Here is a 21309-nt window from a genome sequence, read left to right as displayed (position 1 = left end):
TATCTCCCGGCGACAACGCCTTGCGCGGCGGCGCTCAGGCTTGCCACGTCTTCGGCATGCCACCGCATCCGGTTTGCCGGCTGTCAGTCCACAGCCCGCGGCCGGGCCTGGCATCACCCTGGGCGGGTGAGCCGTAAGGACGGGCGCACGTGTGCGGTGACGCGGCACCCGTACGGTGGCGCGGCGCCCCGGGCGGTGGGCGTCGCCCGCCGCGTCCCGGCCCCGTATGGCGATCATGGTTCGGGGCCCGCACAGTGGGAGACGGATCCTCATGGGGCGGGAAGCGGTTCGACAGGAGATGACCGCCTCGTCCGGCACAGTGCGGCGGCGGACGGCGGTGCCAGGGAGCCCGCACCCAGACGGTGATGTCCATGCCCCGCAGCACAGCCTCAGCAGCGGCAGCCGGCGACGGGGAGTCCGCGCTCCCCGCTCTTAAGACGCTCGCCGCGGTGTCCGGCCGCGGCGGCGCCCCCGCGCACCTGGCGCCGACCGGTGACCCACTGCTGGCCGCGAAGTTCTCCATACCGTCCGTTCCGCGGAAGGCCATCCGCCGGCAGCGGCTGCTCGACCGGCTCACCGAAGGCGCGGCCGGGCCGCTGACCCTGATCACGGGCCCGGCAGGCGCCGGAAAGACCACGCTGGCCGCCTCCTGGGCGCGCGGCGGGAGTGCCCCCGGCCCGGTGGCGTGGCTGTCGGCAGAGCAGGACGACAGGGCGCCCGGGGTGTTCTGGGCCTATGTGCTGGAGGCGTTGCACCATCATCAGGTCGTGCTGCCCGAAGAGGTGGGGCAGCCCGGCTCCGCCGACCGCGTCGACCACTCGCTGCTCGCGCGGCTCGCGTCCGCTCTGGCACAGCTGCGCCGGCCGGTCGTGCTCGTCATCGACGGCCTGGAGCACGTACCGGTACGGGCGGTCACCTCCGGCCTGGACTTCGTGCTGAACCACGCGGGCCCGCAACTGCGCCTGGTGCTGGTCAGCCGCGTCGACCCGCTGCTTCCGCTGCACCGCTACCGCGCCGACGGCCGGATCGGGGAGATCCGCGGTCCCGACCTCGCGTTCACCCGGCAGGAGACGGCGCGGCTGCTGCGCGGTCACGGCCTGGGAGGCCACGAGGAAAGCGTCGACGCCCTCCTGGCGCGCACGGAGGGCTGGGCGGCCGGACTGCGACTGTGTGCGCTGGAGATGCAACGGGCCGACGACCCCGCCGAGTTCGCCCGGTCGTTCGCCGCCTCCCAGAGCGCCCTCGCCGACTACCTGCTCACCGAGGTCTTCGCCGCCCAGCCCGCCGCCACCCAGGAACTGCTGATGCGCGGCAGCATTCTCGACCGGGTGCACCCGGACCTGGCGAACGTGCTGACGGAACGCGAGGACGCCGAGTGGATCCTGGCCGAACTCACCCGCGCCCACCTCTTCGTCGAGCCGATCGACAGCACGCCCTGGTGCCGCTACCAGCCGCTGTTCTCGGAGGTGCTGCGCATGCACCTGCGCCATCACCGGCCCGGTCTCGAACCCCGGTTGCGTCGCCGGGCGGCGGCCTGGCTCGCCGACACCGGGAGGCTCGCCGAGGGGATGGAACAGGCCGCCGCGGCCGCGGACTGGGAGTGGGCCTGCACCCGCATGGTGCGCCGCCTGGAGATCGGACACCTGCTCACCGGCCCTGAGGCGCCCCGGCTGGAGCGGGTCTTCTGTGCCATGCCCGGCGATCTGCCGGGCGCGGCTCCCGCGCTCGTCGCGGCCGCCTGTGCCCTGGCCCGGTACGACACCGCGGACTGCCGGACTCGACTGGACCGGGCCGAGGCCGCGCTGCGCAAGCCGGGAGCCCGGCCGGCACCGGAAGCCCTGCTCGCTGCCGCCCTGCTCCGACTGCTGGCCGGCACCCCGGCGCAAGGCGGCGACGACGTCTGCCGCGCGGCGGAGTCGGCGGCTCGGCGGACCCGCGAACTGGCCGAGCGGCTGCCGCGGCCACTCATCGAGGCCCACCAGGAGATCGAGGCGCTACGGCGGTACGGGCTGGCGTGCGGGCTGCAACTGGGCGGCCGCCCCGACGAGGCCATGGCGGCCTTCGACCACGCGGTGGAGAGCTGCACCGCGGAGGTGACGCGGACCGTCCGGCAGGGCAGCCTCGGCCGGCTGGCCCTGATGGAGTCCCAGCGCGGGGAGCTGAGCCGGGCCGAGAAGCACGCCCTGCTCGCGCTGGAACTCGCCGAAGACCGGTCCGTTCCGCCGACCCCGTGGTCCGGGATCGGCCACCTCGCGCTGGCCACCGTCGCCCTCGAACGCGGCGAACTCCGGGCCGCCCGCCGTCGACTCGACCTCGCGGCCGCGTCCCCGGACGCCGGGCACGACCCGGTCACGGACGCCGAGATCGCCATCGTCCGCTCCCGGCTGGAACTCGCGCACGGCCGGTGGCAGGCCGCACTCGCGGCCCTCAAGGGCGACGCCGACGCCGGCCCCCCGGCGCCGGGGCCGGCGCAGCGCCTCGCCCTCGCCCGCTCGGCGGCCCAACTGGCCCGAGGCGACCCCGCGTCGGCGATCGCCGCCTTGGCCGACTCCGGCGGCGGTGCGGCGCACACCCTCGCCCTCGTCCAGGCCCGGCTCACCGCCGGAGACCTCGACCGGGCCCTCGGCCTCCTCGCGTCCCTGGACCGCCGGCCGGACGCGGGAACCGCGGAGCAGATCCGCGTTCTTCTGCTGCGGTCCCGTGCCGCGGCCCTGGCCCAGGACACCGACGCCGCATGCCGCCTGCTGCACGAGGCGCTGGCCAGCGCCCGCCCCGAGCGGACCCGCCGGCCCTTCACCGAGGCGGGCCCATGGGTGTGGCATCTCCTGGAGCAGCGGCCCGATCTGGCCACGGGGCACGCATGGCTGCTCGACCGTCCGGCGCGCGTCAACGGCCCCTCCCCCGCGGACGGCGGCCGCCCGCCGGCGCCGGTCATGGTGGAGACGCTGACCGACCGTGAGCGCGAGGTGCTCCGGCACGGCGCGGAGCTGCTGTCGACCGAGGAGATCGCCGAGGCGATGTATCTGTCGGTCAACACGGTCAAGACGCATCTGCGGAGCATCTACCGCAAGCTCACGGTCTCCCGCCGCGCCGACGCCGTACGGCGTGCGCGTGAGCTCCGTCTGCTGTGACCCGACGACGGCCGGATGTCACCTGGTCCGGGTGATGCGGCCGCGCCCGGTGGCCGTCGAGCATCGAAGGGACCGACCGCACCGACGCCGGGGAGGCGCTCGCTCATGCGATACGAGTTCCGCGTGACCGGCCGCATCTCGACGGTGATGGCGGAGGCGTTTCCCGAGCTGGACGGAGCGCTCGCGCCGCAGCAGACGGTCCTCGTCGGCCAGATCACCGACGAGGCCCATCTCTACGGGCTCCTCACCCGCTTCCAGGATCTGGGCCTGCGGGTCCTGGAGATGCGTCAACTGCCGGAACCATGACAGCCCCCGAACCGAACGTCCCCCCGACACCGCAGGAGCGGGCCGCCCTCGGCAAGGCGGCGCGCGCCCGTATGCCGCGCTCCGGCCACGCCGGGTTCGATCCCCCGCCGCGGCGGCCCGACCCGGTCGAGCAGCTGGAGCGCCAGGCCGCCGGGCGCGTGGCGGAACTCGTACCGCTTCGCTACGGCCGCATGCTGGAGTCGCCGTTCCGCTTCTACCGTGGTGCGGCCACGGTCATGGCGAGCGATCTGGGGACGTCCCCGGACACGGGGATCTCGGTGCAGCTGTGCGGGGACGCACACCCGTTGAACTTCGGGCTGTTCGCCTCCCCCGAGCGGCATCTGCTCTTCGACATCAACGACTTCGACGAGACGCTGCCGGGCCCGTGGGAGTGGGACGTCAAGCGCCTCGCCGCCGGATTCGCGGTCGCCGGCCGCAACAACGGCTTCACCGCCAAGGAGCGCGGCGCGGTGGTGCGCGAAACCGTCCGGGCCTACCGCGAGGCGATGCGCCGCTTCGCGCGGATGCGCAATCTCGACGTCTGGTACGCCCAGGCCGATGCGGACCGGCTCCGCGAGCTGATCTCCGGCCGGATGGACCGCGAAGCGCGGGAGAAGGTCGACCGCGCGCTGGCCAAGGCACGCGGCCGCGACAGTCTCCAGGCCTCCGCCAAGCTCACCCGGATCGTCGGCGGAGTCCGGCGGATCGCCGCCGACCCGCCGCTGCTCGTTCCGCTGGGCGACCTCCTTCCCCAGGCCGAGCGCGCCGCGCTCGAACGTCGGCTGCGCACCCTCGTCGAGGGCTACCGCCGCAGCCTGCAACCCGACCGCAGACATCTCCTCGACCAGTTCCGGCTGGCCGACATCGCGCGCAAGGTCGTCGGCGTCGGCAGCGTGGGCACCCGCTGCTGGATCCTGCTCATGCTCGGCAGGGACGACGAGGATCCTCTGCTGCTGCAGGCCAAAGAGGCCGGCGAGTCCGTGCTGGCCCCGTACGCCGGAGCGAGCGCGTACGACAACCAGGGAGAGCGGGTGGTGTGCGGCCAGCGGCTGATGCAGGCCGCCAGCGACATCTTCCTCGGCTGGGAGCGGGCCGTGGGCATCGACGGCAGACAGCGCGACTTCTACGTCCGCCAACTGCGCGACTGGAAGGGCGCCCCGCAGCCGGAATCCCTGGACCCGGACGGCATGGAGCTGCTGGGGGACCTGTGCGGTGCCGCGCTCGCCCGCGCCCATGCGCGCTCCGGCGACCGGATCGCCATCGCCTCCTATCTGGGCCAGGCCGACACCTTCGACCGGGCGCTGGTGGACTTCGCCGAGGCCTACGCCGACCAGAACGAGCGCGACCACCAGGCCCTGGCCGATGCCGTACGCACGGGGCGCGTCACGGCCCGGGCCGGATGACCGCGCAGGGCCGCCCGTCACGGGTGATGTGGTCCGGCCCGGGGCGGGTGACGGTGGTTCGAGGATCTGCGCGAAGGAGCACGCGATGGACTCGTCATCCGCGGCCGCCCCCACCCCCGAAGGCCCCCAGGGGCCCCTGAGCGCCGCCGAGCGGGTGGAGTACACGCGTCTGCGCCGCGCCGCCGACATGCGGCACCGCCGGCTGCGCTACGTCGTCACCTGTCTGCTGCTGGCGCTGTCCTTCGTCCTCGCCCCACTCGGCGTCGTGGCCGCCTGGGTGGACTCCCAGATGTCCGACACCGACCGGTACGTCCAGACCGTCGCGCCCCTCGCCAAGGACCCGGCGGTCCAGAGCGCGGTGACCAACCGGGTGACGAACAAGATCGTCAGCTATCTCAACACCGAGGAGCTCACCGCCGCGCTCACCCGTGCCCTGCAGAAGACCGGCGCCCCGCCGATCGTGGTCGACAAGGCGGATGTGCTGGCCGGCGCGCTGAAGTCCGGCGCCACCAGCGCGGTGCGCGCGGTGGTGAACAAGGTGGTGACCAGCGACCAGTTCGCGGACGTCTGGGACGCCGCCAACCGCAGGGCCCACATGGCCATGGTCAACGTCCTCACCGGGCAGGGCGGCAGCGCCGTGGAGGCCAAGGGGAACACCATCAGCCTCGACATCGGCACCGTGATCAGCCAGGTGCAGAAGAAGCTGGTCGACGAGGGATTCAAGAACGCCGACAAGATCCCCGACATCGACAAGTCCGTCGTGCTGGTGAAGACCGACCAGCTGAGCAAGGCCCAGAACGCCATGCGCCTGCTCAACATCGTCGGCGGCTGGCTCCCCGTGCTGGTCATCGTGCTGGCGGCACTGGCCGTGTGGTCGGGGCCCGCACACCGGGTGGCCATGATGAGCGCGTCCGTGGGCATCGGCGTGATGATGGTCGTCCTGCTCGTCGGGCTCGCCTTCGCCCGGGGGAAGTACCTGGACTCCGTGGAGCCCAAGGTCCAGTCGCCGCAGGCGGCTGCCGCCGTCTACGACGACCTGGTGCGGTTCCTTCAGCAGAGCACCCACACCGTGCTCGTCATCGCGGTGATCGTCCTGATCGCCGGCTATCTCTACGGCCCCGGACGCGGCGCCCGCTGGATACGCTCCGCCGCCGTCCGCGGCACCGACTCCGCCGGACGGGGCCTGGCCCGAGCAGGTCTGCGCACGGGCGGCGCGGGCCGCTGGCTCGACGGCCACCGCGGCTGGACGACCGGAATCGTCATCGGTGCCGGAGTGCTGACGCTGTTCCTCTGGAACTTCCCGACCCCGGGCGCGGTGGCCCTGGTCCTCGGGATCGTGGTGCTGGTCCTGGTGCTCCTCGGCATCCTCGCCGCCGCGCGAACGGCGCCCGCGTCACCGGGGCCCGGCACCGGACGCACCGGGGACGATGGCTGACCGCCCTGCGCACCGCGCCGACTCCGGGGATCCTGGAGCGGTGGGAGGTCACGAGCCCGAACGCGCCGAGCGGCGGGAGCCGGCCGCGGGCCGCAGGGTCGACTACGCCGGCGCCGTCTACGGATCGCTGCTCGCCGCTTCGGTGGTGGCCGGGGCGGGCACCCTCGGTTCCTTCCCGCGGCTCAAGCTGGTGCTGCTGCTCCTGTGCACCGGTGTGGTGTTCTGGGCCGCGCACGTCTACGCCCGTATCGTCGGGGACCGGCTGGTCCACGAGTCCCTGAGCCGGCAGGAGATCCGCCGGGTCTGTGTGGACGAGTGGCCGATCGTCCAGGCGGCCGTCCCGCCGGCCGCCGCCGTGGCGGTCAGTCCGCTGCTGGGGCTCGGTCCGGACGGTGCGGCATGGCTGGGGCTCGCCGTGGCCGCGGCCGAGCAGGTGGGGTGGGCGAGTGTCGCGGTCGTCCGGGCCGGTGCGCCGCGCCGCCTGGTGCTGTTCGCCGGGGCGGTCAATCTCCTCCTCGGGCTGACGATCGTGGCCCTGAAGGCCGCGCTGCACTGACCGCCGCCCATCGGCTCCGGCCGCCCGGCCAGTCGAGGGACATACCGCGTTATAGCCCAATAAACGCCGCCCAACCCTGCCTATGCTGGCCGCCGTGGCGGCCGATCACACCGTGCGGCGCGTCGGAACCTGTGGAGGTGCATGCGGTGGGGCGCTGGCGGCCGCTGGCCATCCTCGGCACGGCTCAGTTTCTGATGGTGCTGGACACCTCGGTGATGAACGTGTCGATCAGTCAGCTGGTCGAGGACTTCGACACCGAGGTCACCGCGATCCAGGCCGTCATCACCCTCTACACACTGGTCATGGCCGCGTTCATGATCACGGGAGGCAAGCTCGGCGACATGTTCGGCCGCCGGCGGATGTTCGCCGTCGGCCTGGCGGTGTACGGCGCGGGGTCCGCACTCACCTCCGTGGCGCCCACCCTGGGGGTGCTCGCACTCGGCTGGTCGGTGATCGAGGGACTCGGCGCGACACTGGTCCTCCCGGCCCTGGTCGCGCTCGTGGCCGGCGCCTACACCGGCCGGGACCGGGCCGTGGCCTACGGGGTCATCGGCGGGCTGGCAGGTGCGGGCATCGCGGTGGGCCCGCTGCTCGGCGGCTGGGTGACGACCTATCTGACCTGGCGGCTGGTCTTCGCCGGCGAAGTCGTCCTGGTGGTGGCCATGCTCTGCCTCATCCAGTGGGTCGAGGACCACCCAGTGCCCGAGCCGCGGCCCCGGCTCGACCTCACGGGCGCCGCGCTCTCCGCCATCGGCCTGGCCATCGTGGTCCTGGGCGTCCTGCAGAGCAGTTCCTGGGGCTGGCTGAAACCCCGGAACTCCCCCGTCACCGTCTTCGGCTTCTCCCTCACGCTCTTCTTCATCGCGGCGGGCGCCGTCGTCCTGTGGCTGTTCCGCGTATGGGAGCGACGGCAGGAGAGCCACGGGCGGGACCCGCTGGTGCGGTTCTCGCTGTTCACGCGACCGCCACTGCGGTCCGGCCTGAGCATGCTCCTCAGCCAGAACCTCATCCTGCTCGGCCTGTTCTTCGTCATCCCGCTCTACCTGCAGGTGGTGCAGGGCTTCAGCGCGTTCCAGACCGGTCTGCGGCTGCTGCCGGTGTCGATCACCATGCTGGTGTCCGCCATGAGCGGCCCCCTCCTGGGCCGGTTCGCCGGTCCGCGCGCGATCGTACGCACCGGCCTGCTGGTGCTGCTCATCGCCATCGTGTGGCTGCTGGCCACGATCCAACCCCGTATCGACGACCTGAACTTCGCCCTGTCGATGGCCCTGCTGGGACTCGGCATGGGACTGCTCGCCTCGCAACTGGGCAATGTCACGCAGTCCAGCGTCGGGGAGTCCGAACGCAGCGAGGTGGGCGGCCTGCAGTACACCGCCCAGAACCTGGGGTCCTCCCTCGGCACCGCCCTCATCGGCTCCATCCTGATCGGTGCCCTGGTCAGCGCCTTCACCACCCAGATCGCCGACAACCCGAAGGTCTCCGACGCGGTACGCGAGCAGGCCGGGATCGCGATCGAGGCCGGGGTCAGCTTTGTGAGCACCGACGAGATCCGGGCCGCGACCGAGCGCGCGGCGCTGCCGCCGGCCGAGGCCGACGCGGTCGTGGACGCCTACGCCCAGGCCCAGCTCAACAGCCTCAAGATCGCCGTCCTGACCGCCGCCGCCGTCACGCTCGCCGGCTTCGCGTTCACCCGCCACCTGCCCACGGACCGACTCACCGGGAAGGCCTCCTCCTGAGGCGGCCGGGAACGGCCGGACGGGAAGGGCCGGAGGACCGGGCGGGCACGCGCCGGGCCCCCGCCGTGTTCACCCGCGGAGGGTGATGCCCCCGCCCCCGGGCGGGGGCAGCCTGGAGGGGCGACTCCGAGCGACAGGAGGAAAGCCATGGGCAACGTGTTCCTGGCCTACGACTATCCGGTGCTGGGCGCCTTCTGGACCGTCATGTGGATCTTCCTGTGGATCCTGTGGCTGATGGTCCTCTTCCGCGTCATCGTCGACATCTTCCGTGACCACGCGCTCAACGGATGGGCCAAGGCCGGCTGGCTGATCTTCGTCATCATCCTCCCCTTCCTGGGCGTCCTGATCTACGTCATGGTGCGCGGCACGGACATGGGAAAGCGCGAGATGCAGCACGCCCGGCACCAGCAGGAGGCGGTCGACGCGTACATCCGCGAAACAGCGACCCGCGGCGGTACGAGCCATGCGGACGAACTGACCAAGCTGTCGGCCCTCAAGGCGAACGGCGACATCTCGGAGGAGGAGTTCCAGCGGGCGAAGGACAAGATCCTGCACTGACGGCCGGCCGGGAAACCCGGCGGACGCGTCCGGCGGCAGTTCACCGGACCGGCTGATGCGGCAGGTGCCTGTCGGCGACCGCAGCCGCAGCCGCCATGACGAAAAGAAGGTCCGAGACCATGTCAACAACCACGAATCGCGGCCCCGCGAAATCCGAGGCGCTGGCCGGCGGGCTGACCCTGTTCGCCGCCGTGATGCTCACCATCTCCGGCTTCCTCGCCCTCTTCCGCGGCATCATGGCGATCGCCAAAGACGCCATCTTCGTCACCACGCCGAACTACGTCTTCAAGTTCGACGTGACGGGTTGGGGCTGGATCCACCTCATCCTCGGGATCGTGGCCGCTCTTGCCGGGATCGCCCTGTTCAAGGCCGCGACTTGGGCCAGGATCACCGGGATCGTCATCGCGGCACTGTTGTTGATCAGCAGCTTCCTCTCGCTGCCGTACTACCCGCTCTGGTCGATCGTCCTGATCGCGCTGTACGCCTTCGTCATCTGGGCACTGTGCGTCGTGGAGCCGAAGAGCCTCCGCTAGGGCCTGTCCGATGGGTCAGGGTCGGAAAGGCCGCGGCGTCTGGTGCGGTGCATCGCAAGGCGCCGGAGCGTCTCGATAGCGGAGCTCTCGGGACGTTTCGGCAACGCCGCGAGGTGCCGTGCCAGACGCCGCGGACCCGGCCATGACCCATCGGACAGGCCCTAGGGCCTGTCCGACCCTGACCCAAGGCCCTAGCCATACGGGTAAATCGCCGGGCCGACGCGTTACCCGCCCGCCGCCCCGCCCCGCACCGCCCACACCCTCGTCACCGCCCCCCACTCCAGGGAGGGCGGTGACGCGCGCTTGCCTCGAAATGGCATGACGACTGCTCATGACGGCCGCTCACCAACGCCGCCCCACTTGGCCGTTCGGGTTGTCCGGGCCGCCCAGGATCTGCGCCGAGCACATGTGATCCAGATCATCCGCATACGACGGATGAATCGGTTCTTTGCTCCTGATGTCCATGACACGATCTTGCCGATCGTTACCTGTCGGTAGCGGCGACTGCCCGGGGCCCGCCTCTCGCGGACTCCCCCGGGTCTTCCCCCACTTCACCCCTTCAGGACCCCACCTTGCGCAGATCCAGCAGAATTGCTCCTCTCCTGGCCCTCACCACCGCGTCCCTGCTCGTCGCAGGGTGCTCGTCACCGGGATCCGACCCGTCCGCCGATGCGTCCGACAGCGGCAAGGAGCCGGCGGCCGCCGCCGCGCCGAAGCTGACCGTCAAGGGCACCGACGGCGGCGAGGCCGGCGGCGCCCCGAGCGCCGTGGCCCGGCCCGGCGGCAGCCACCCGGGGCGCCTCGCCCAGAAGTCCGCGCTCAAGGTCGCGTCCTTCGACCGCACCAGCGGACGGGCCGTCATCACGGCCCCGGCAGTGCGGCCTTCGCCGAGCAGGCCGGGCGTCCCGTCGGAGCCGCCGGCGTCCGGCACCCCGTCCGGATCGCCGAGCGCCACCCCCTCCGCACCGCACTCCACCGCGCCCTCCGCCGACCCGTCCGCCGCGCCCTCGAAGAGCGCGCCCGCGCCCAAGGCGGCCGTGGCCGTCGGCGATGTCATCGCCAGCGCACCGGCACCCGGCGCGCCCCAGGGCCTCCTCGCCAAGGTCACCCAGGTCGTCGGCAAGACCGACCGGGGCACCGAGGTCAAGACCGCCCCGGCCACCCTCGACGCGTTGCTCGGCGGCTCCACGGCGCACGGCACGGTGCCCGTCGACCCGGCCGCCATGAAGGTCGAGCCCATCGCCCCCAAGGTCAAGGTGTCCTGGGCCAAGACCGGCGGACTGCACTTCGGCCCCAAGGGCGCCACGCTGCCCCTCGGTCGCCTTCGCCTGGACGTGGGCGCCTCGCTGCCCACGCCCTCCGGCGGCCCCGTCTCCGCCGAGGCGTCGGCCACCGGCTACGTCCAGCTCGCCCCCAAGGTCGACTTCTCCTACGAGGGCGGCAAGGGCGGGGGCGTCGGCGGCGCCTCGCTGACCCTGTCCGGCGACTGGTCCTCCCAGTGGGAGCTCAAGGGCCGGGCGGCCGCCTCCACCGAGGCCAAGCCGCTGCGGTTGCCCTTCGCCAAGCTGCACGCCGACCCCGTCATCCAGGTCGGGCCGGTGCCGGTCGTGGTCAACCTCGACCTCACCTGCTACCTCCAGGTCGACGCCGACGGAAAGGCCAGTGTCGACGTCAAGCAGGACCTCAAGGGCGACTTCACCGTCGGCGGCAGCTACCAGCTCGCCAAGGGCTGGGCACCGGTCGCCAAGGCCGAGATGCACAGCACGCCTATACGGGCCACCGCGGCCGCGGCCGGCAAGGTCAAGGCCTCCCTCGGCGCAGAGGCCAGCGTCGGCCTCTACGGGGCGGTCGGTGTCACCGCGGACGTCGCCCCCTACCTGCGCGCCGAAGTCGCCGGCACCGCCTCCGCAGGTACGGACGGCTCCGCCTCGGCCACCGGCAGCTGGTCCGCCTACGGCGGCATCGACGTCTCGGGCGCACTCCGTGCACACCTCGACATCTTCGGCACGCCCCTCTTCGACCGCCGCATCCCGCTGGGCACGCTGAACCGAGAGTGGAAACTGGCGAGCGGCAAAGGGACCGTGAACCGGACCCCTGCGGGAAAGCGGCACTGAGGACACCCGCCCTCGGCTCTCCCCCCGACAGGCTGACGCCGTCCACGACGTGTTCTCGGCGTCACCGGGCGCTTCAGCCGGCGAAGAACGCCGGCTGAAGCGCCCGTCGTGGCCCATCTGCCGCCGGCCGGAGTCCCCGCACCCTGAGCGGGTGGTCCGGGGGCGCGAACAGTCGTCCGCCCGGTCGACGGCGGTACCGCTCACCGCCGCCCACTCGCCCCCGGCCACGCCCGGTCACGACGTCACACGACGGCGTTCACCGGATGTACTCCTCGACCAGGTCCGCGCTGCGGGTCGCTCCGCCGCTCTCCCGCACGACCTTCTGCATCCGGTCGAGACCGGCGCGTATCGCGCTGTCGGAGGCGACTCGGGTGACGGTGGCACGCAGCGACTCGGCGGTCACCGTGGCGGGGTCCAGCTGCTCCCCGAGCCCCAGTTCCTGTGCCCGTCCGGCGTTGGCGGCCTGCTCCGGCATCTGCGGGACGGTGATCAGTCCGACGCCGTAATACAGGGACTCCATCGTGGAGTTCATACCGGCGTGGGAGACGAAGGCCGCGGCGTGCCGCAGCACGGCCAGCTGCGGGAATCGCGGCCGGATGTCGAAGTTCGACGGTATGTCCCCCAGCAATTCGGTGTCCAAATCGCCGACGGACATGGCCACTTGATACGGCCCGTCGGCGAAGGCCTCGATGCAGGTGCGGTAGAACTCGGGCCGGTCGTTGAAGACCGTTCCCAGCGATATGAACAGTACGGGCGCATCGGGGTCCGCCGGCGTCCACGGTTCGGCTTGTTCGCGGCTGCCCAGCGAGGGGCCCACGAACTGGAAGCGTTCGTCGAAGGTGTCACCGGCGGGCTGGAACTCCCGCGGTATGAAGACGAGGTTGAGCTTCTCGATGACGTCCAGGCTCGCCGGATCGAGCGCGATGCCGTGGTCGGCGGAGAATGCCGCACAGCCGTCGGCGACCGCGGTCGCGACGGGATTGTCCTCGCCGAGCCCGTCCAGGAACTGGCCCATCAACGAATACGACTCGTTCGAGGCGAGGTTCGGAATGCAGCGCACCGCGGGCAGGCCCAGCTGCTCGGCGAGAACGCGGGGTGCCCAGCTCATCGCGTCATAGCAGATCGCGTCGGGCGACTCGGTGGCGCAGTACTCCTGGAGGACCGGGTAGGTCGCGCTCATCGCCGTGAAGAGATGGCGAATGAAGACACCGAACGTCTCGGGACCGAACTCGTGAGGCACCGGGATGTGTTCCGGTGTCGGCATCTCCACCCAGCGGGCACCGGCCCGGGTGACGATGTCGCCGTGTTCGGCTGTGGTGGCGTAGTCCACGCGGTGCCCGCGCCGTACCAGTTCCTCGACCAACGGCAAGGTGGGGTTGACGTGCCCGTGCCCCAAAAGGGCTACGAATAACAGGTGTTTCGGCATGCTCCGATGCTACCCAGTCCGGATTCATTGGCCTCGGACTCCCCCTACCACATGACGAGACCCGCACCACGCAACGATGCGCGAGTCGCGCCTGTCCGATCGAGGCTGTCCGACAGTCAGGTGACGAGGTGGCCCACAAGCCCGCCGAGCCGGGGCGCCGGCGGACCGGCACCGGACATCCGGTCGAATCCCCTGCGGCCATGTTGGCCGCAGGGGCATCCGTCGCACGGACCGGAACCGGTTCGCGGCGCCCATGGGATTCGGCGCGCCGCCGGCAGATTGCCGACTATTTCGTATTAGCCTTTCGTAACCTCACGAAGTCGATCAATCGCAGATCTCATACGCTCAATCCACCGGAGATGAAATGTGCAAGCTTCGCAAGGCTGCCGTGGGGATCGCCGTCCTCGGTAGCGTCGCCGTCCTTTGCGCCGGAACCGCCCATGCCGACGGCGGGCCGGGCGGCGGCCCCTCGTTTCAGATCCTGCAGGGCAGTTCGTGCCTGTCGCACGATCTGGGTGTGGATGTCCTCGGCGAGGTCGGAGTCGTCGGCGGTCTGCAGTCCACCGCTCTGGGGTCGTCCATCGGTTGCAACAACGCCTTCAGGAAGTAACCGAGCGGCGAATACCTTGCCCGGCCGATTCGTATGTTTTATGCCGGGTGATATTCACCCGGCTGGAATTCCTGCTCGTCGTTGACGAAGCCGGGGCGGGCGGCAGGGCGGATCGCCGGCCGCGGTCCCGCGGGGCGGGCCGCGGCGTTCTGCGGAGCGAAGTGCCTTGATCAGGCGGTCAGTTCAAGGACGAGCCGGACGGGACGACGACACCGTAGAGGTCGTCGATCGTCGCGAGCGCGCCGTGGTGGATCTGTTCGGCGGACAGGTCGGCCACCGCCGTCTTCAGCGGTCGCGTCGCGCAGGCATCGGCGACGACGGTGGGCCGGTTGCCGCGCAGGAACGCGCCCGCCGCCGTGAAGGCCACACACATGTGTGTCATGAACCCGGCGATGATGACGTCCTTCTTGCCGGCGGCGTCGAGGTGGTCGCCGAGGTCGGTGCCGACGAACGCGTCGGGCACGGTCTTGACGACGACGGGCTCACCCTCGGCGGGGGCCACACGGGGGTGGATCTTACCGATTTCCGCCTGAACGTCGTACGGGGTTCCCTCGCCGCCGTCGTTGATGACGTGGATGACCTTGGCACCCGCGCGTCTGGCTCGGGCCAGCAGCGCGGCGGCCGAGTCGAGGGCGGGCCGCCATCCCGCCAGCTCCATCACACCGCGGGTGTAGGTGTTCTGGTAGTCGATCAGAATCAGGGTCGCATCGGCCAGGGACGCCGGCGTCTGATCGAAGCCATTGAGTTCCCGCAGAGTCGTCGTAGGCATTGCCGCACCTTCTCGGGTTTTGTGTCGAAAGAATCGGCCACCACGCGGTGGCACATTCCACGCTACGATCCACCTCACATGGCGGCAATGTCATGCAACTTGCAGATACCGACACTCGGTGCGCCGCCACCTCGCTGGAGCCGAGCGGATGGAGAACCCTTGAGCGGCAGGGAACGGTTCATCGTCGTCCTCCTCTTCGACGGCGTCGACCTGCTGGACGTCACCGGCCCGCCGGAGGTGTTCTCCCTGCTGCGGCGGGAGGTGGACGACGCGACGGGATACCGCGTCGTGCTGGCCGCCGAGACCATGGACCCCGTGACCACCGCCGCCGGGGTGCGCGTCCTCCCCGACACCACGTTCCAGGAAGCGTCCACGAAGAGCATCGACACCCTCCTGGTGCCCGGCTCGGTCGAGGTCGACGAAGAACGGCGCGCCCACGCCCTCACCGACCCGACCGTGGTCCACTGGGTGAAGACGCTCGCCGGCAGGTCACGGCGCGTCGCGTCGGTCTGTGTGGGAGCGCACCTCCTCGCGGCCGCCGGGCTGCTGGACGGCAGACGCGCCACGACCCACTGGTCGACCGCGCAGCAACTCGCGGCCGACCACCCGTCGATCGAGGTCGACGCCGACCCGATCTTCATCCGTGACCGCGAGGTGTGGACCGGCGCGGGCATCACCGCCTGCCTCGACCTGTCTCTCGCCCTGGTCGCCGAGGACTTCGGCGAGGCCGTCGCGCTGCGCGTCGCCCGGCAGCTGGTGATGTACCTGAAACGACCGAGTGGGCAGAGCCAGTTCAGCGTCCCGATCGAACCGGTCTCGACGACACGGCGCATGGACGACCTCCGGCACTACATCACGCGGAACATCGCCGAGCAGCTGACCGTCGCCGATCTCGCCGCACACGCCCACGTAAGCGATCGGCAGCTCACCCGCATCTTCAAGACGGAACTCGGCACGACCCCGGCCGCCTATCTCGAATCGGCCCGCGTCGAAGTGGCGCGGAATCGGCTGGAATCCACGGACGACACCCTCGAACGCGTCGCGTCCGCCTGCGGATTCAACACGACCGCCACCCTCATCCGTGCGTTCCGCCGGAAACTCCATACGACACCGACGGAATACCGCAATCGCTTCCGGCATTCCGGCGGCCCCGGGGCCCCACTCCCCCACGCGGCGGAGCGGACTCCGACCTGACGGGGAGGTGACGTCCTCACCCCGCCCGTCGGCCCTGCCGTCCGGCGGCCACTACGTCGCGCATCGCCAGCAGAAAGCGCCGTACGGCGGCCAGTTCCGGCTCGTCGAAGGAGCCCATCGCCGCGACCATCTTGTCGATCAGCGGTCCGAAGAACGACCAGCCCATGGAGACGGCCTTGTCCTCCACGGCCAGCAGCACCCGGCGGCGATCGCGGGTGTCCCGCTCCCTGCGGACCAGCCCCAGCCGCTCCAGCCGGTCGATCAGTGCGGTGGTCGATGCCGAGTTCACCCCCAGTTGGGCGCCGAGCCATCCGGGGGTGGCGGTGCGACCGGCCCGGCCGGCGTCCAGCAGGTGGATCAGTGCGCGCACGTCCGTGGGGTGCAGTCCGTTGTCGTCGGCGAACTCGGCGCCGAAGAGGTCGAGTTCCACCGTCACGGCCCGCATCAGATGGACCAGTTGGAGTGCGGGGTCCTGGTCGTCCATGCGTCCCTCCGAGCTATTATCTCGATGATCGAGAGTTTCGGTTGTCGAGTAATGTCGGGTCATTCTGCCTGGGGGTAGTCATGGGTGACGAGGCGGTCTTCTTCGCGGCGTACGACGCCGCACTGCGCCGATGGCCGGTGGCGGTGCGCAGCGTTGACCTACCGTCAGCCTTCGGCACCACGCGCGTCCATGTCTGCGGCCCCGAGGGCGGAGCCCCGCTCGTCCTCCTGCCCGGCGGCGGAACCACGTCGATGGTGTGGTTCGCCACCATCGAGGACCTCGCCCGCACTCATCGGGTGTACGCCGTCGACCTGATGGGCGACATCGGCCGCAGCGTCCACGACGGGGCGCCGTTGCGCGGTGCCGGGGACCTGATGGCGTGGCTGGACGAGGTCTACGAGGCACTGGGGCTGGACGAGGCGCAGCTGTGCGGCCACTCCTACGGGGCCTGGATCGCGTTGCGCTACGCGCTCCACGCGCCCCGCCGGGTCGACCGGCTCGCCCTGCTCGAACCCACCGGCTGTTTTGCCCCGCTGAGCCCGCGCTACCTCCTGCACGCGGCGCCGCTGCTGCTGAGGCGCACCGCCGGGCGCGAGCGCGCCTTTCGCCGCTGGGAGACCGGCGGCGCCCCCGAGGACCCCGGGTGGGAGGAGTTCCTGGACAGCACCGTGAGCGCCCGGCGTTCGAAGGTCGTGGTGATGCGCCGCCCCGGGGCGGCGGAGCTGAGGGCCTGCACCGTCACCACCCTGGTGCTGTTGGCCGGTCGCAGCCGGGCGCATGATGTGCGGCGGGTGGCCGTCGCGGCTCGTCGGCTCCTGCCGAACGTGGCCGTCGCCACCGTGCCGGACGCCTCACACCACTCCGTCCCGACCGAGCGACCGGCCGGACTCAACCGGCTGCTGAGGGAGTTCCTGGGCTGATCGCGCCGCACAGCGGAGACCGTCCCACCCACCCCCTTTCCACTCCGCGACGCGCCCGCGGGGACCGTGGTGTTCCTACACCGGATCCTGAACGCGGCTCTTGTCCCGGGTGACCGCGAGCAGCGCCATGTCGTCGGTGATGCGGCCGTCGGTGTGCTCGCTCACCTCGGTGAGGAGGGTGTCGAGCAGCGCATCCGGGCCGGGAAACTCACGCCCGGTCAGCCCGCTGGTCGGGGCGTAGAAGTCCCCGGCGCGGTTGCGCGCCTCGGTCAGGCCGTCGGTGTACAGCAGGAGGGTCGCCCCCGGGGGGAAGGGCACCGTGTCGGCACGGTCCTGGTCGGCGCCCAGCTCGGCCAGCCCCCAGGGCAGGGTCGGCTCGGACGGATCCGCGCTGCGCACCTGGCCGGCATGCAGCAGCAGGGGTGCCGGGTGGCCGCGGTTGACCAGTCGCAGTTCCTCGCCGCCGTGCGGGATCTCGACGAGCACGCCGGTGACGAACCCCTCGGTCCGCTCGGGGCCCGACCGCCGGGCCCTCTCCCGCACCAGTGCCCGCTCCATTCTGGCGGCGATCCCGACGAGCGTGGCCTCCTCCTCGGCGGCCTCCCGGAACACCCCCATGGCCACGGTCACCACTTTGACGGCTTCCATGCCCTTGCCCCGTACGTCGCCGACCAGGCAGCGCACGCCGTACGGGGTGTCCTGTGCGCCGTACAGGTCGCCGCCGATCTGAGCGTCCTTCACGGCTGCCTGGTAGCGCACCGCGATCCGCAGCGGCCCGACCGACGCCGGCAGCTGCGGCAGCACGGCGCGCTGCACGGCGAGCGCGACTCTGCGGGCCGACTGCAGCCGCACGTTGCTGTAGTACATGAGGCGGTTGACGACGATGGCGAGGGCCGAGACGGTCGCGACCGCCGCCAGCTCGCTCCGCCCGCCGGAACCCCCTATGAAACCGAAGTGGCTGAGCAGCGCGAAGTCGGCGACACAGGCACCGACGGCCGCCAGGATCGTCGCGCGCAGCGACAGCAGTGCCGCGGCGGTCATCGGTGCGGCGGTGTAGAAGGCCTCTCCGCTGAAGTGCGGGGAGGTGTGGTAGTCGAGGAAGGCGCCTCCGACGAGCAGGATGACGGGCAGCAGCTGGAGGTGGCGCAGGCACCAGCGTCTGACGGTGGTGCGACCCGCGCTCGGTGCCCTCACGTACCCGCTCCCGCTCTGTCCGCCGTGCGACGTGTCCAGCATCCTCGTGCGGGGTTGCGGCTGCCAGTCGTGGCGCGGCCGTACGGGTCCGCGCCGGTCCTCGGCCGGCGGGGAAAGCGCAGGTGGGCGGCTTCGGGGCAGGGCCGACGGGGTGAGGGGGCGAGGGCGGCGAAGTGGCCTCGCCGAGTCGCGGATCGCGACGGGGATACCGGCGAGACGCACCCTCGTACCCCGTCTGGACGACGTCAGCGCGCGGTGCCCGACCGTCGGTGCAAGTATGAAGATAACTCCGGTGGCCCCGGGTCGCGTCCAGGAAGGCGCGGCCCGGGGCCGAATTGTGAGGGGCGGGAGGACATGGGAGAGAAGCAGGGCGGTGCAGGACACGCCAAGCTGCCGCGGTCGGTGTACGAACAGGAGCTGTACCGGCTGCAGACGGAGCTGGTGGCGCTGCAGGAGTGGGTACGGGCCGACGGCGCCCGGCTCGTGGTGGTCTTCGAGGGGCGCGACGCGGCCGGCAAGGGAAGCGCGATCCAACGCGTCACCCAGTACCTCAACCCCCGGGTGGCACGGATCGTGGCGCTGCCCCGGCCGACCGAGCGTGAGCGTACCCAGTGGTACTTCCAGCGCTATGCGGAGCATCTGCCGGCGGCGGGCGAGATCGTGCTGTTCGACCGGAGCTGGTACAACCGGGCCGGCGTCGAGCGGGTGATGGGCTTTTGCACCCCCGCCGAGCACCAGTTGTTCCTGCGGCAGTGCCCGGTCTTCGAGCGGATGCTGGTGGAGGACGGCATCCTGCTGCGCAAGTACTGGTTCTCGGTGAGCGACGAGGTGCAGGAGCAGCGCTTCCGGCGCCGCCTGGAGGACCCGACGCGGCGCTGGAAGCTCTCCGCCATGGATCTGGAGTCCGTGACCCGCTGGGAGGAGTACTCACGGGCCAAGGACGAGATGTTCGTCCACACGGATATCGCGGAGGCGCCGTGGTACGTCGTCGAGAGCGACGACAAGCGCCGGTCCCGGCTGAACATGATCGCCCACCTGCTGTCCACCGTGCCGTACCGCGACATCGCCCCGCCGGCACTCGAACTCCCGGCGCGGCCCCCGGCCACCGGCTACCGGCGACCGCCCCGGGACCTGCAGACCTATGTGCCCGACCACGCGGCCGGGCTGGAGTGACCGCGCCCCAGGAATCCCGCTGTTCGCCGGCTGCGGGCGGCCGCCTCGTCGGCTACCGCTCCGCGGCCCCGTCCTCGTAGGGGAACCGGGCGAGCGGGGCCGCCCCTTGGAAGAACGTCTTGGCCCGGATCACCGCTCGTTCGTCGTCCCGCACCTGACCGGGGCGGGAGCCGTTGCCGAGGAGCACCCCGCCGAATCGCATCCGCAGATACGCCGCCGTGTGGTGGAGGGTGGTCTGCAGGCCGTCGGCGACGACCTCGTCGTGGTCCGCCATGACGGTCACTCCCCACAGGGTCCGACCCGCCATCCGCTCCTTGAAGTCCAGGCCCGGGACCGACAGCCAGCCCGACCAGTAGTCGAGGTAGCGCTTGGTGTGCGCGGAGAGGGTGTACCAGTACAGGGGCGAGGCGAGGACGATGTCGGTGGCGTCCAGCGTGGCCTGCCGCAGTATCTGCTCGTTCTCCCCGGCCGGCCAGCCGTCGGTCTCGTGCCGCCCGTCCTGGAAGTCGGGCAGCGGCAGCCGGGTCAGGTCCACCCAGCGCTGCGGCACATCGGCGGGCAGTTGCTCGGCGGCGGCCCGGGCGAGGATCTCGGTGTTGCCCTCGGGGCGGGAGCTGCCGAGGACGAAGAGGAACGAACGGTCCGTGCCCTGGGGCGCGTCGGTGGTCATTGTCTGCTCCGGTCTCGGACCCTCGGGCGCGGCCGCCGCAGCGGCGTGACGCCGACCGCCGCCCGGGGAAAACGGTGAGTTCCTCGTCTCCAACCCGCCGTCCGCAGGGGATATTCCAACACTGAACAAGCCGTGGCCGAACGAGCCGGTGCGCCCGGCGACCCGTCAGATGCCCGACCGCGTCTCCGCGGGACCGTCGCCGGGCTCTTCGAGCAGACGGGTACGGAAGTGGTCGAGCACCTGGTCCAGCGCCGCGCGGGTCGGCTGGCCGGGTGCGTCGATGAGGTGCTCGGTGAGTACGGCGTGCGGCGGCATCGCGGCCTGCGGGTTCGCGGTGGAGTCGTCGAGTTCGACGGCGGTGAAGGCGTCACCGAGTTCGCGGCGCAGGAAGGCGAATCGGTCCCCCGGCACCAGCCGGTCCCCGCGGAAGCGCAGACCCATGACCCGTAGGCCGTCGCGTTCACAGCGGCTCCGTACGGCCGCGAGGTCCTCGTCGGAGATGTCGATACCGCCGGCCCGGCTCTTGGTAAGGGCCAGCGGCAGGGACGGCTGGGACAGAACGGGGGCGAGCAGGCGCTCATCGGCGGCCATGGCCAGGGCGAAGCCGCCGGTCAGACACATGCCGACGGCCCCGACTCCGGGGCCGCCGCAGCGCCGGTGCTCCTCTGCGGCCAGCGCCCGCAACCAGGTCACCACGGGGGAGGTCCTCCCGGTGGCCAGCACGGTGAACTCCCGGCTCACGCACACCCGCCACACCGACGAGGCCGTGTAGAGCCCGGACTTCAACCGGCCGTCGGTCTTGGGGTGAGCCGAGCGACCGGGCGTGCCGAAGAGCACCGGGAGCACCGCGGTGCAGCCGATCGCGGCCACCTGCTCCGCGAACTCCAGGACCTTGGGCGTGATCCCCGGGATCTCCGCGATGACGATCACCGCGGGCCCCGTACCGCGCCGCAGGATCCGGCGGGTACTGCCGTCGTGGGTGAAGGTGCCGCGTTCGAAGCCGCTCAGGTCATGATCTGCCATGGACATCGTGCGCATCATCGAGGCACTCCCGGGTCTAGGCTCCCGCCTGCGTCTTCGCAGGTCAAAGGCGGTTT

The 21309-nt window shown here is 71.4% G+C and carries 20 protein-coding genes; 13 read left to right on the top strand and 7 right to left on the bottom strand.

Going from position 1 to position 21309, the window contains the following annotated elements; all coding sequences use genetic code 11:
* The first annotated feature begins 371 nt into the window (after positions 1-371).
* The 8 genes from ACZ5XZ_RS01505 to ACZ5XZ_RS01470 all read left to right on the top strand — a co-directional run bounded on the left by ACZ5XZ_RS01505 (position 372) and on the right by ACZ5XZ_RS01470 (position 9658).
* Positions 372-3131 (top strand): winged helix-turn-helix domain-containing protein, encoded by a 2760-nt coding sequence (locus ACZ5XZ_RS01505; protein WP_468973424.1) that lies wholly within the window; start codon positions 372-374, stop codon positions 3129-3131.
* A 105-nt stretch (positions 3132-3236) separates the two neighbouring features.
* Complete coding sequence (locus ACZ5XZ_RS01500; RefSeq protein ID WP_468973422.1) at positions 3237-3437, top strand: hypothetical protein; 201 nt, start codon at positions 3237-3239, stop codon at positions 3435-3437.
* Entirely contained in the window at positions 3434-4840 is a 1407-nt protein-coding gene (locus tag ACZ5XZ_RS01495; protein WP_468973420.1) for a DUF2252 domain-containing protein, read from the top strand. The genes ACZ5XZ_RS01500 and ACZ5XZ_RS01495 overlap by 4 nt, the downstream gene beginning before the upstream one ends.
* Positions 4841-4925: 85 nt before the next feature.
* Complete coding sequence (locus ACZ5XZ_RS01490) at positions 4926-6275, top strand: hypothetical protein (RefSeq protein WP_468973418.1); 1350 nt, start codon at positions 4926-4928, stop codon at positions 6273-6275.
* 40 nt (positions 6276-6315) lie between these two features.
* Positions 6316-6831 (top strand): hypothetical protein, encoded by a 516-nt coding sequence (locus tag ACZ5XZ_RS01485; protein WP_468973416.1) that lies wholly within the window; start codon positions 6316-6318, stop codon positions 6829-6831.
* 146 nt (positions 6832-6977) lie between these two features.
* On the top strand, positions 6978-8567 hold the full coding sequence (locus ACZ5XZ_RS01480; protein WP_468973414.1) for an MFS transporter: 1590 nt from the start codon (positions 6978-6980) through the stop codon (positions 8565-8567).
* Between the two features lie 147 nt (positions 8568-8714).
* Positions 8715-9125 carry an SHOCT domain-containing protein gene (locus tag ACZ5XZ_RS01475; protein ID WP_468973412.1) on the top strand — a complete coding sequence of 137 codons (411 nt, stop codon included), beginning with the start codon at positions 8715-8717 and terminating at the stop codon, positions 9123-9125.
* Between the two features lie 119 nt (positions 9126-9244).
* Positions 9245-9658 (top strand): DUF7144 family membrane protein, encoded by a 414-nt coding sequence (locus ACZ5XZ_RS01470; RefSeq protein WP_468973409.1) that lies wholly within the window; start codon positions 9245-9247, stop codon positions 9656-9658.
* 342 nt (positions 9659-10000) lie between these two features.
* Here the strand turns inward: ACZ5XZ_RS01470 and ACZ5XZ_RS01465 are convergent, their stop codons facing one another.
* Positions 10001-10123, bottom strand: a complete 123-nt coding sequence (locus ACZ5XZ_RS01465) for a hypothetical protein (protein WP_468973407.1) — start codon at positions 10121-10123, stop codon at positions 10001-10003.
* Positions 10124-10230: 107 nt separating this feature from the next.
* Between ACZ5XZ_RS01465 and ACZ5XZ_RS01460 the strand changes: the two genes are divergently transcribed.
* Entirely contained in the window at positions 10231-11772 is a 1542-nt protein-coding gene (locus tag ACZ5XZ_RS01460; RefSeq protein ID WP_468973405.1) for a hypothetical protein, read from the top strand.
* Positions 11773-12028: 256 nt separating this feature from the next.
* Here the strand turns inward: ACZ5XZ_RS01460 and ACZ5XZ_RS01455 are convergent, their stop codons facing one another.
* Positions 12029-13198: a macrolide family glycosyltransferase gene (locus tag ACZ5XZ_RS01455; protein ID WP_468973403.1), complete on the bottom strand. Its 1170-nt coding sequence runs from the start codon at positions 13196-13198 to the stop codon at positions 12029-12031.
* 364 nt (positions 13199-13562) lie between these two features.
* On the opposite strand from ACZ5XZ_RS01455, the gene ACZ5XZ_RS01450 reads away from it, so the two are divergent.
* Positions 13563-13808 (top strand): hypothetical protein, encoded by a 246-nt coding sequence (locus ACZ5XZ_RS01450; protein ID WP_468973401.1) that lies wholly within the window; start codon positions 13563-13565, stop codon positions 13806-13808.
* A gap of 178 nt (positions 13809-13986) precedes the next feature.
* Here the strand turns inward: ACZ5XZ_RS01450 and ACZ5XZ_RS01445 are convergent, their stop codons facing one another.
* The gene (locus ACZ5XZ_RS01445; protein ID WP_468973399.1) at positions 13987-14577 is read right to left on the bottom strand and encodes a cysteine hydrolase family protein; all 591 of its coding nucleotides are present in this window, start codon (positions 14575-14577) and stop codon (positions 13987-13989) included.
* 159 nt (positions 14578-14736) lie between these two features.
* Between ACZ5XZ_RS01445 and ACZ5XZ_RS01440 the strand changes: the two genes are divergently transcribed.
* A complete protein-coding gene (locus ACZ5XZ_RS01440) occupies positions 14737-15771 on the top strand; it encodes a GlxA family transcriptional regulator (protein ID WP_468973397.1) in 1035 nt (344 codons plus the stop codon).
* Between the two features lie 16 nt (positions 15772-15787).
* On the opposite strand, the gene ACZ5XZ_RS01435 is transcribed toward ACZ5XZ_RS01440, so the two are convergent.
* A complete protein-coding gene (locus ACZ5XZ_RS01435) occupies positions 15788-16255 on the bottom strand; it encodes a MarR family winged helix-turn-helix transcriptional regulator (protein ID WP_468973395.1) in 468 nt (155 codons plus the stop codon).
* 80 nt (positions 16256-16335) lie between these two features.
* Between ACZ5XZ_RS01435 and ACZ5XZ_RS01430 the strand changes: the two genes are divergently transcribed.
* Entirely contained in the window at positions 16336-17175 is an 840-nt protein-coding gene (locus ACZ5XZ_RS01430) for an alpha/beta fold hydrolase (protein WP_468973392.1), read from the top strand.
* A 75-nt stretch (positions 17176-17250) separates the two neighbouring features.
* Here ACZ5XZ_RS01430 and ACZ5XZ_RS01425 read toward each other — a convergent pair whose 3' ends face one another.
* On the bottom strand, positions 17251-18369 hold the full coding sequence (locus tag ACZ5XZ_RS01425; RefSeq protein WP_468973391.1) for a PP2C family protein-serine/threonine phosphatase: 1119 nt from the start codon (positions 18367-18369) through the stop codon (positions 17251-17253).
* Between the two features lie 354 nt (positions 18370-18723).
* On the opposite strand from ACZ5XZ_RS01425, the gene ppk2 reads away from it, so the two are divergent.
* The gene (gene ppk2, locus ACZ5XZ_RS01420) at positions 18724-19542 is read left to right on the top strand and encodes a polyphosphate kinase 2 (protein ID WP_468973389.1); all 819 of its coding nucleotides are present in this window, start codon (positions 18724-18726) and stop codon (positions 19540-19542) included.
* Positions 19543-19594: 52 nt separating this feature from the next.
* Here ppk2 and ACZ5XZ_RS01415 read toward each other — a convergent pair whose 3' ends face one another.
* Both ACZ5XZ_RS01415 and ACZ5XZ_RS01410 read right to left on the bottom strand, forming a co-directional pair.
* Positions 19595-20212 (bottom strand): flavodoxin family protein, encoded by a 618-nt coding sequence (locus ACZ5XZ_RS01415; RefSeq protein ID WP_468973387.1) that lies wholly within the window; start codon positions 20210-20212, stop codon positions 19595-19597.
* 165 nt (positions 20213-20377) lie between these two features.
* A complete protein-coding gene (locus ACZ5XZ_RS01410) occupies positions 20378-21235 on the bottom strand; it encodes a dienelactone hydrolase family protein (RefSeq protein WP_468973385.1) in 858 nt (285 codons plus the stop codon).
* Positions 21236-21309 lie beyond the last annotated feature (74 nt).

It is taken from the genome of Streptomyces sp. NPDC033270, assembly GCF_055576575.1.
The sequence above is the reverse complement of the archived record's forward strand: the minus strand, read 5'-3'. Positions and strand labels throughout refer to the sequence as shown.